This window comes from Caballeronia telluris, assembly GCF_001544495.1.
GTDB lineage: Bacteria > Pseudomonadota > Gammaproteobacteria > Burkholderiales > Burkholderiaceae > Caballeronia > Caballeronia telluris.
Genome location: NZ_FCNZ02000068.1, coordinates 1 through 9,532 on the forward strand (window position 1 = coordinate 1; position 9,532 = coordinate 9,532).

The window sequence follows — 9,532 nt, forward strand, 5'->3', positions numbered from 1 at the left end:
TCTCTCCGTCTATTCACAGGCCAGACTTAATGTCGTAGCCAGGCGGCTCAACGAACGTCCCCGGAAAACACTAAACTTCGACACACCGGCCGAGCGATTTCACCAAACCGTTGCATCCACCGGTTGAATCCGCCGCCAAGAAAAGTCGTAGCCCTCGCATCGACTTGAACGACGGCACGGGTCGGAAGTACGCGCTGACGACTGTCCGCTCCCGGGCCGCGAGATTCCACTGGCCGCATTCCGGCGATGAAACTGAAGAGCGGGCTGACGCTGCCCGACCCACTCCGGTCAGACAACTTTCTCCAAACCGGTCAGTCAGCCAATATCAAGTTTGCGGACTGGAATGCCAGTAAGCGGCCGTTGGCGATCTCACCCAATCGGCCAAAACGCGACGTTCGGCGAATACGGATTCCTGTCGCTGGAACGGCCGGATTACTTCCGTTCGCGGCCGTCGAGTTATGGCGGTGGATTCGGTAGAACTCGGGGCTCGATAGTGTGAGCGCGACTGACGAAAGGGCAATGGAATTGGGCAAGAGGTGCCGTCAACGCCGTCTTCATTACGATGAACTCGCAGGAACCAAGCGTGTAAAGTATCGCAGGAGCGAACTCAGTCGCTTGGCATCTGTCGGTTTCGCACAAACGCGTCAAATCCAGCCTCCTTGGCTCGTTCCCGATCGGCGACTGAATTCGCGGCAGAGTGCGCGATAAGGATCGTCTACGCCCCGAAACGGGGGAATACAGCGATTTCCACCAGTCATCGCCTCAGGACGTCCACGAGGAGTTGGCGGAACCATTGTTCCCATCGTCTGCTGCATAAAGTTCATGCCAGTGAATAGTGGATTCGAAATGCGGCAGGTCGATCGGTGGCGGATAAATCGCGAACTGACTTGTGGATGGTGCATGTCGCGGCGCATGCGTGGGCGGGCGGCGATGCACGCGGAAGTCGTATTGACGCGCACGGCCCGAACGCGAGCGCCGAAATGCTGCGCCTCTTCCTGAATAATACAAGTCGCTGAGTCACTTTCCCGCGCCATTCTTCAGCAATTCGATGAGTCTTTCCGCCATCGGCGAGAGCACGCTGCCGAGCCGCGTGACGACGCCAAACGTCTGCGACGGCGATCGCATCTCCACCGGCAGAATGCGCAGCATCTTGTGCCGCGCGAACATCTCGGCGATATCCGTCGGCAGCAGCGAAACCAGATCGCGGCCCTGATTGAGCAGCGCGACCGTGACGAAGGTCGAAGCCGTCGATACGGTGTTCACGGGCATGTCGATGCCCGCGAGATCCAGTTCGCGCTCAAGCAATTCGCGCAGCGGCATCTTGGCCGGATACGTGACCCAGCGGCAATGCGCGAGGTCGCGCATGCGGATCTTCCTGTGCGATCTCGCCGCATCGCGATACCCAACGACCACCGACAAAGGCTCCTCCGCGAGCTTCACGTAGCGATACCGGTCGGGATGCGCGCTGACCGCCGAGCGGCCGATGACGAGATCGAGGCGCCCTTCGTCGAGCTGCGTCAGCATGCGGGCGCTCGTGTCTTCGACGATCTCGATAGTGACGTCGGGCAATTCCGCATGCAGCGCGTCGAGCGCCGGCACCACGTGCGCGGGAATCGCTCCCATGATCGCGCCGATGGCGAGCCGTCCGCCGCGCCCCGCCTTGATATCCGTGATGTCGTGACAGAGCTGCGTGAGGTCCGTCGTCAGAAGCCGCGCATATTCGATGACCCGCCGTCCGAACTGATTCGGAATCATGCCGCTCGCCGACCGTTCGAAGAGCGCGGCGTCGAGCATCGTTTCGAGCTCGTGCAGCGCCTTGCTCGCGGCGGACTGCGTGATCGAGAGTACGACGGCCGCCTTGTGCAGTGACTTGTGCTCGTCGAGCGCGATCAGCAGTTGCAGTTGCTTCATCCGCAATCTCGACAGCAGCGTTTGGACGGTCTTCATCGGCAAGTAGAAAAAGGAATCGGGGGATGGAAATATTTCAATATACATGCGGGGAAACGTCCCCGTATATTTGGCGCCCGGAGACAATCACCCTGAGGCCCGTCAGAGGGTCCATCATCATGCAAATCACTCAAGCGCATTCCAGCGGCGAGAACGCCGCGGCCAGCTCGCGTCCTCTCGTCGTTCGCCTGCACCGTGATGACGATGTAGTCATAGCGCGCGAACAGCTCATCGGCGGCACGCGCCTGCCGGAAGAAAACATCGCCGTCTCCGGACTGATTCCGCCGGGCCACAAGGTAGCGACGCGCGCTATCGCGCAAGATCAGCCGGTCAAGCGCTATGGCCAGATCATCGGCTTTGCGAGCCGCGCGATCGAGCCGGGCGAGCACGTTCACATTCATAACCTCGCGATGGGCGAGTTCGACCGCGACTACGCGTTCTGCGCCGATGCGCGCCCGACGCCTCGTGCCGATACGCCCGCGACCTTCGACGGCATCGTGCGCGCCGACGGCCGCATCGCGACGCGCAACTACATCGGCATCCTGACCTCGGTGAACTGCTCCGCGACGGTCGCGCGCGCCATCGCCGATCATTTCCGCCGCGACACGCATCCCGAAAGCCTCGCGGCTTATCCGAACGTGGATGGCGTCGTGGCGCTTACGCATGGCGTCGGCTGCGCGGTCGATCCGGAAGGCGAAGGCCTCGCGCTTCTGCAGCGCACGCTCGGCGGCTACGCGGTGCATCCGAACTTCGCGGGCGTGCTCGTGATCGGCCTCGGCTGCGAGACGAATCAGATCGCGCGGATGCTCGAAACGCAAGGACTCACCGAAGCACCGTCGCTCCGGACCTTCAACATTCAGGAGACGGGCGGCACGGCGAAGACCATCGCGCACGGCATCGAAATCGTCGAAGGCATGCTCGCGGCGGCGAATCGCGTCGAGCGTCAGCCGGTGCCGGCTTCGCATCTCGTCGTCGGCCTGCAATGCGGCGGTTCGGATGGCTACTCCGGCATTTCGGGCAACCCGGCGCTCGGCGCGGCGGTCGATCTTCTGGTGGCGAACGGCGGCACCGCGATTCTCTCGGAAACGCCGGAAATCTACGGCGCCGAACACTTGCTGACGCGCCGCGCGGTGAGCCGCGAAGTGGGCGAAAAGCTCGTCGCGCGCATTCACTGGTGGGAAGACTATTGCGCGCGCAACCGCGCCGCGATGAACAACAATCCGTCGGCGGGCAACAAGGCGGGCGGTCTCACCACCGTGCTCGAAAAGTCGCTTGGCGGCATCGCGAAAGCGGGCAATTCGAATCTCGTCGAAGTGTACGAGTACGCCGAGCGTGTCGATGCGAAGGGCCTCGTCTTCATGGACACGCCCGGCTACGATCCGATCTCCGCGACCGGCCAGGTGGCAGGCGGCGCGAACCTGATCTGCTTCACGACCGGACGCGGCTCCGCGTACGGCTGCGCGCCGACGCCTTCGCTCAAGATCGCCACCAACGATGCGCTGTGGAACCGCCAGCAGGAAGACATCGACCTGAACTGCGGTCCTATTCTGAGCTGCGAAAAGAGCATCGAACAGATGGGCGCCGAGCTGTTCCAGCTCATGCTGGACGCCGCATCCGGCAAGCGCACGCGCAGCGAAATTCACGGCTACGGGCAAAACGAATTCGTGCCCTGGCAAATCGGCGCGATCACCTGAACGTTCAATCGCCCGAATTCAAACGATCCTCTTCCCATTCTAGCAAGCATGAGCACACGAAACGATGGCCGCTATCGCGGCGTATTCCCGGTCGTCCCGACGATTTTCGACGACGAAGGCAAACTCGACCTCGAAGGCCAGAAACGTTGCATCGACTTCATGATCGATGCGGGTTCGAACGGCCTGTGCATTCTCGCGAACTTCTCCGAGCAGTTCGCCTTGGCCGACGACGAGCGCGACGCTGTCATCCGCGTGGTGATGGAGCACGTTGCGGGCCGCGTGCCCGTCATCGTCACGACGACGCACTTCAGCAGCGAAGTCTGCGCGCGCCGCAGCCGCGCCGCTGAATCCGCGGGCGCCGCGATGGTCATGGTCATGCCGCCGTATCACGGCGCGACCATCCGCGTGACGGAAAAGGGCGGCTACGATTTCTTCGCGAAGGTTTCCGACGCCATCCGTATCCCGATCATGATTCAGGACGCGCCCGTCGCGGGCACGCCGCTCTCCGCATCGTTCCTCGCGCGCATGGCGCGTGAAATCGCGAATGTCTCGTACTTCAAGATCGAGACGGCGCAGGCCGCAGCCAAGCTGCGCGAACTGATCGAACTGGGCGGTGACAGCGTCGTCGGTCCGTGGGACGGCGAGGAAGCCATCACGCTGATGCCCGATCTCGACGCAGGAGCGACCGGCTCGATGACCGGCGGCGGCTACCCGGACGGCATCCGCAAGATTGTCGATGCGTACATGCGCGGCGATCGCGAAGAAGCGGCTTTGCTCTATCAGCAATGGCTGCCGCTCATCAATTACGAAAATCGTCAATGCGGGCTGGCAGCCTGCAAGATCCTGATGAAGGAAGGCGGCGTCGTCCGTTCGGATGCCGTGCGTCATCCGCTCGCGCCGGTGCATCCGAAGATCCGCGAAGGACTGCTCGAAGTGGCGCGGCGTCTCGATCCGCTCGTGCTGCGCTGGAGTCGCTGAGCACCCTTTGCCGTGACATGCGGGCAATCCGCCCGCTCAACTTAAGAAAACGAACAGGAGACAGGACATGGACGTGTCCGCGGTGCAAGGCGCCAAAATCACCAGCGTACGATGGAAGATCTTTCTTCTTTTGCTGCTACTCGTTTCGATCAACTATATCGACCGCGCGGCGCTGTCCGTCGCGATGCCCGCCATCTCGCAGGAATTCAATCTCACGCCGGAGCGGCAGGGCCTGATCCTCAGTTCGTTCTTCTGGACGTATCTCTTCATGCAGGTGCCCTCGGGCATGCTCGCCGACCGCTTGAAGCCGCGCGCGCTGATCGCGGTGGCGACCATCGGCTGGGGCGCGTTTCAGGCGCTCGGCGCAATGTGCACCGGGTGGTTCGCGCTGCTGCTGACGCGTCTGGGCCTGGGCATCACCGAAGCGCCGATCTACCCGGGCGGCGGCAAGCTCAACGCACTGTGGCTCACGCAGAACGAGAAGACGCGCGGCGCATCCATCGTCGATGCGGGCAGCGCGCTCGGTTCGGGCGTGGGCGCGATCGTCGTCGCCGCGCTGATGACGTGGCTCGGCTCTTGGCGCGCGGCGTTCGTCGTCGCGGGCGTCGGCACGATTCTCTGCGGCATCTGGGCGTGGTGGTACATCCGTAATACGCCGCGCGAGCATCCGTCGATCAGCCAGGCTGAAATCGACTTCATCGAGCGGGCGCACGCGGAAGAAGACGCACGCGATCCGAAGGTCGCGGCGGGCGGCTCGCTGTTGCGCTTCTTCGCGTTCCGTTCGGTGTGGGGCATGTGCGCGACGCATACCTGCACGAACCTGATCTTCTTCGGCCTGATGACCTGGCTGCCGACGTATCTCTACAAGGTTCACGGCTTCGACCTGAAGTCGCTCGGCGGCGCAACGTTCCTGATCTTCTTCGCGGGCTTCGTCGGCGAAGTGATCGCCGGGTCGATCGCGGACAAATGGAAGGCGGCGGGCGCGGGCTCCAATCTCGTGTATCGCAGCATGCAGATCATCGGCGCGTTTGCCGTTGCACTGTCGATGCTCGGCGTGGCTTATGTGCGCGATCCGATCGCGGTGGTTAGCCTGCTGTGCGTCTCGCTGTTCTTCCTGCGCTGGTGCGGCGGCTGCAACTGGGCGACGCCCGCGATGCTCGCCACGCGCGCGCGCGCCGGCACGCTCAACGGCATCATGAACTTCGTCGGCAATATCGCGGGAATCTTCGTGCCGATCTTCATCGGCTATATCGTGCAGACGACCGGCTCGTACTTCCTCGCGCTGATGTTCTTCGTCGCCGTCGCCGCGGTCCAGATGCTCGCCGCGCTCGTCATCGACTATCAGAAGAAACTGCCGGTCTGAGGAGCTACGAAAAGTGCAGCGTCGTCTTTATACGGGCCGCGATCCGCGCCGCGCGCACAGCATCGAGGAATTGCGTGCGATGGCGGCGCGGCGCGTGCCGAACTTCTGCTTCGAATATGTGGAAGGCGGTTCCGAAGAGGAAGCCAGCTTGCGGCGCAACCGCGAAGTGTTTTCGGAGATCGCGTTCAAGCCGCGCTCGCTCGTCGATGTCTCGAAGCGAGATATCGGCATCACGCTGTTCGGGCGCCGGAGCGCGGCGCCCTTCATGATCGGCCCGACAGGTTTTAGCGGACTGCTTGCGCACGAAGGCGATATTGCGCTGGCGAGCGCGGCGGCGGCGGCCGGCATTCCGTTCATCCTGAGCAATGCGTCCACTACGTCGCTCGAACGCGTGATCGAGCGCGCGGGCGGCCGCGTGTGGATGCAGGTCTACATGTACCGCACGCGCGATTTCGTCGCGACGCTGGCGCAGCGCGCGCAGAACGCGGGCGTGGAAGCGCTCGTCGTCACGACCGACAGCGCGATCTACGGCAAGCGCGAATGGGACCTGCGCAACTACGCGCGGCCGCTCAAGCTCGACTTGCGCAATACGCTCGACGTGCTCGCGCATCCGCGCTGGATGATGGACGTGCTGTGGCCGCACGGCATGCCGCGCTTCGCCAATCTCGGCGATCTCCTGCCGCCGGGACAGGACAGCGTGCGCGGCGCGGCGTCGGCGCTGGCAAAAGAACTGGATCCGTCGCTTTCATGGGAAGACATTCGCTGGCTGCGCGACCGCTGGCCGGGACTGCTCATCATCAAGGGGCTGATGCATCCGGACGACGCGGCGCGCGCTGTATCGCTCGGCGCGGACGGCATCGTGCTGTCGAATCACGGCGGCCGTCAGCTCGACAGCTCCGTCTCGGCAATGGACGTGCTGCCCGACGTGGTCGATGCGGTGAAGGGACGCCTCGCGGTGATGCTCGACGGCGGCTTCCGTCGCGGCGGCGATATCGTCAAGGCGATGGCGCTCGGCGCGGACGCGGTGCTCGTCGGCCGCGCGACCACCTACGGGCTGGCCGCGGGCGGGCGCGCGGGCGCGGATCGCGCTATCGAGATTCTGATGACTGAGGTCGATCGCGTCGTCGGGCTGCTGGGCTGCAGCAGCATCGGCGCGCTGGATCGACAGTATGTGCAATGGATGTTGCGCGAGTTGCGTCGCGCAACTGCGACCGCAGGCGAAGCGGCGCTCGAAACGGAGTGGCAATGAACATGGATGGGAAGACGCAGGCGGCGCGTATCGAACGCGTCGCCATGGTGGGTTTGGGACTAATGGGCAGCGCGATCGCCGCTCAGGTGCTCCAGAAGGGTTTTGCTTTGTCCGCGCTCGCGCACCGCAGCCGCGCGACGATCGACACACTCATCGCGCAAGGCGCAGCCGAAGCCGATAGCGCGGCCCAACTCGCGCGCAGTGCCGATGTCGTGCTGATCTGCGTGACCGGCACGCCGCAGGCACGCGATGTCGTCTTCCGTGACGATGGCCTGCTCGCGGGCGCGCATGCCGGTTTGATCATCATCGATTGCACCACGGCCGATCCCGACTTCGCGAACGAAGCCGCGGCCGCGTTCGCGGAGAAGGGCGCGAAGTTTCTGGATGCGCCCGTGAACCGCACGCCGAAGGAAGCGCGCGAAGGGCGCCTGAACGTGCTAGCGGGAGGCGACGCCGATGTGCTCGACCGCGTGCGCCCGCTGATGGCCGCGTATGCGGAGACGGTGCATCATCTGGGCGGGCATGGCGCGGGTTATCGCGCGAAACTGATTCACAACTTCATCGCGCAGGCCAATGGCGCGATTCTCGCGGAAGCATTCGGCACGGCGGCGAAAGCAGGCCTCGATCTGCAGGAATTTGCGGCGGTGTGCCGGCTGAGCGGCGCGCACAGCAAGACGTTCGACCGCATCATTCCGTATCTGCTCGGAGGCGACGACAGCGGCCAGCAGTTCGCCATCCGCAACGCCGCGAAGGACATGCGCTCATACTCACAGCTTGCGTCGTCGCAGTCGTCGACAGCGGTGATCGCCGAAGCGGTGCGTCAGCTTTACGTGCTCGCGACTAATCTCGGACACGGCGACAAGTACGTGCCGCATATCTTCGACGTGTTGCGCGAACTCAACGGCCTGCCGTCGTCGCGCGGCGAGGATGCGGAGGTCACGAGGTAGTGAGTCTGCACGGCGGCAGGGGCGAGAATGGCCGTTCGTTTAGGGGTAACCTTGATCTTGATGCCTAAACCGGGTTGGAGGCAGTCAAGCCCAGTAAGGCTTAGCCTTGCGGCCCAAAATAACTTCCCGTCAAAACAGGGACTTGCTGTCTATCCCGCTTGAGCGTCAGCTGGGGAGCCATTCGAGCCGTGCAATCGCGCTCGCTGCTACCCGGGCGCGGGCGGCTCCGAACCTTTCTCGTATCCAGGCGAGCGGATCGAAAGTAGGTGCAGGCACGTCATGGGGGACGGTCGGCCAACCGCCGGTTACTGCCATGAACCGACATTCGTCCGACGCGCCGCTCGGACGCTCAGAAGGCGCTTCCGCCCCTTAAGCGGCCGCGCGATTGACGGGGCTGCTCACGGCCATAGCGGTCATCCAACGAGCCGTAAAGGGACTCGGTTGTGCGTGGCTGGCTTCGTGACGGACGTCGCGACCGATTTTTTCAAATCCGCGATGAGAAATTGCGCGCATGCAATTGACGCCAAATTCGGCTTCGCCGCTTCGTTCTGCAAACGCGATATAAGCCGCGCGTGGTACGTGGCGCAAGCGTGCGAATACGGCGTGTATGTATCAATACCGGCCGTAACGTCTTACGGCCTCCCGGAAGAAAGCGTGGAACGACGCATGGTGCGAATCAAAAGTCCGTTCATCCCAATTCATAACACCGGCAAGCCGTTGGGTTCTGGTGCAATTCGGGCGCGGACAGGGTGGTATCCTCGAGTCTTTCAACTCGAAGCCGCCATGAGTACGCGCCGAGACATCGATTGGTTGTTCCACGGTCGCCACTTCGACCGTGAGGTCATCGTCCTGTGCGTTCGATGGTGTCTGCGTTACAAGCTCAGCCTTCGAGACCTCGTCGAAATGATGGCCGAACGCGGCCTGTCGCTCGCACACACAACGATCATGCGCTGGGTCAAGCGCTTCACGCCCGAATTCGTCAAGCGTTGGAATCGCTTTGCCGTGGGCAGCGGGTCAGTCCTGGCGGGTCGATGAGACGTACGTGAAGATCCGTGGCAGATGGGCGTACCTCTACCGCGCGGTTGATCGAGCGGGGAAAACGGTCGATTTCTGGCTCAGCGCCAGTCGTGACGTCGCTGCAGCCGAAGCCTTTTTCGCGAAGGCAATCAAGAGTCAAGGGCTTGCTCCGAAAACGATCACGCTGGATGGCTATGCGGCATCTCATCGCGCGGTGCGCGAAATGAAGACTGCGAGCGGTCTGGAACTGCGGCGCAATACATCTACGCAGTCGCCGGGACATTTGCGTCGGCTCGTCCTCGGCCACCCTTATAATCCGGCATGACTCCATTCATCT

The 9,532-nt window shown here is 63.1% G+C and carries 6 protein-coding genes and 2 pseudogenes; 7 read left to right on the plus strand and 1 reads right to left on the minus strand.

Annotated elements, in window-relative coordinates; all coding sequences use genetic code 11:
- Positions 1 to 127: pseudogene (locus AWB66_RS33365) on the plus strand (IS30 family transposase); the annotation flags it as partial.
- Between the two features lie 890 nt (positions 128 to 1,017).
- Here the strand turns inward: AWB66_RS33365 and AWB66_RS31450 are convergent.
- A complete protein-coding gene (locus AWB66_RS31450) occupies positions 1,018 to 1,911 on the minus strand; it encodes a LysR family transcriptional regulator (protein WP_407642355.1) in 894 nt (297 codons plus the stop codon).
- 155 nt (positions 1,912 to 2,066) lie between these two features.
- On the opposite strand from AWB66_RS31450, the gene AWB66_RS31455 reads away from it, so the two are divergent.
- The 6 genes and pseudogenes from AWB66_RS31455 to AWB66_RS31480 all read left to right on the plus strand — a co-directional run.
- Complete coding sequence (locus AWB66_RS31455; RefSeq protein ID WP_087633906.1) at positions 2,067 to 3,641, plus strand: UxaA family hydrolase; 1,575 nt, start codon at positions 2,067 to 2,069, stop codon at positions 3,639 to 3,641.
- 48 nt (positions 3,642 to 3,689) lie between these two features.
- Entirely contained in the window at positions 3,690 to 4,619 is a 930-nt protein-coding gene (locus AWB66_RS31460) for a dihydrodipicolinate synthase family protein (protein WP_087633907.1), read from the plus strand.
- Positions 4,620 to 4,686: 67 nt separating this feature from the next.
- Positions 4,687 to 5,982 (plus strand): MFS transporter, encoded by a 1,296-nt coding sequence (locus tag AWB66_RS31465; protein ID WP_087633908.1) that lies wholly within the window; start codon positions 4,687 to 4,689, stop codon positions 5,980 to 5,982.
- Between the two features lie 13 nt (positions 5,983 to 5,995).
- On the plus strand, positions 5,996 to 7,231 hold the full coding sequence (locus AWB66_RS31470) for an alpha-hydroxy acid oxidase (RefSeq protein ID WP_087633909.1): 1,236 nt from the start codon (positions 5,996 to 5,998) through the stop codon (positions 7,229 to 7,231).
- Positions 7,228 to 8,178 (plus strand): NAD(P)-dependent oxidoreductase, encoded by a 951-nt coding sequence (locus AWB66_RS31475; RefSeq protein WP_200819122.1) that lies wholly within the window; start codon positions 7,228 to 7,230, stop codon positions 8,176 to 8,178. Before AWB66_RS31470 ends, AWB66_RS31475 begins: the two co-directional genes overlap by 4 nt.
- Positions 8,179 to 8,961: 783 nt before the next feature.
- Positions 8,962 to 9,493, plus strand: a pseudogene (locus tag AWB66_RS31480) (IS6 family transposase); the annotation flags it as partial.
- Between the last annotated feature and the right edge of the window lie 39 nt (positions 9,494 to 9,532).

Excerpts from the sequence above, each read along its gene's own strand:
- AWB66_RS31465 (WP_087633908.1), top strand. The coding sequence starts at position 4,687 with ATGGACGTGTCCGCGGTGCAAGGCGCCAAAATCACCAGCGTACGATGG.
- AWB66_RS31455 (WP_087633906.1), top strand. The coding sequence starts at position 2,067 with ATGCAAATCACTCAAGCGCATTCCAGCGGCGAGAACGCCGCGGCCAGC.
- AWB66_RS31460 (WP_087633907.1), top strand. The coding sequence starts at position 3,690 with ATGAGCACACGAAACGATGGCCGCTATCGCGGCGTATTCCCGGTCGTC.
- AWB66_RS31475 (WP_200819122.1), top strand. The coding sequence starts at position 7,228 with ATGAACATGGATGGGAAGACGCAGGCGGCGCGTATCGAACGCGTCGCC.
- AWB66_RS31450 (WP_407642355.1), bottom strand. The coding sequence starts at position 1,911 with ATGAAGCAACTGCAACTGCTGATCGCGCTCGACGAGCACAAGTCACTG.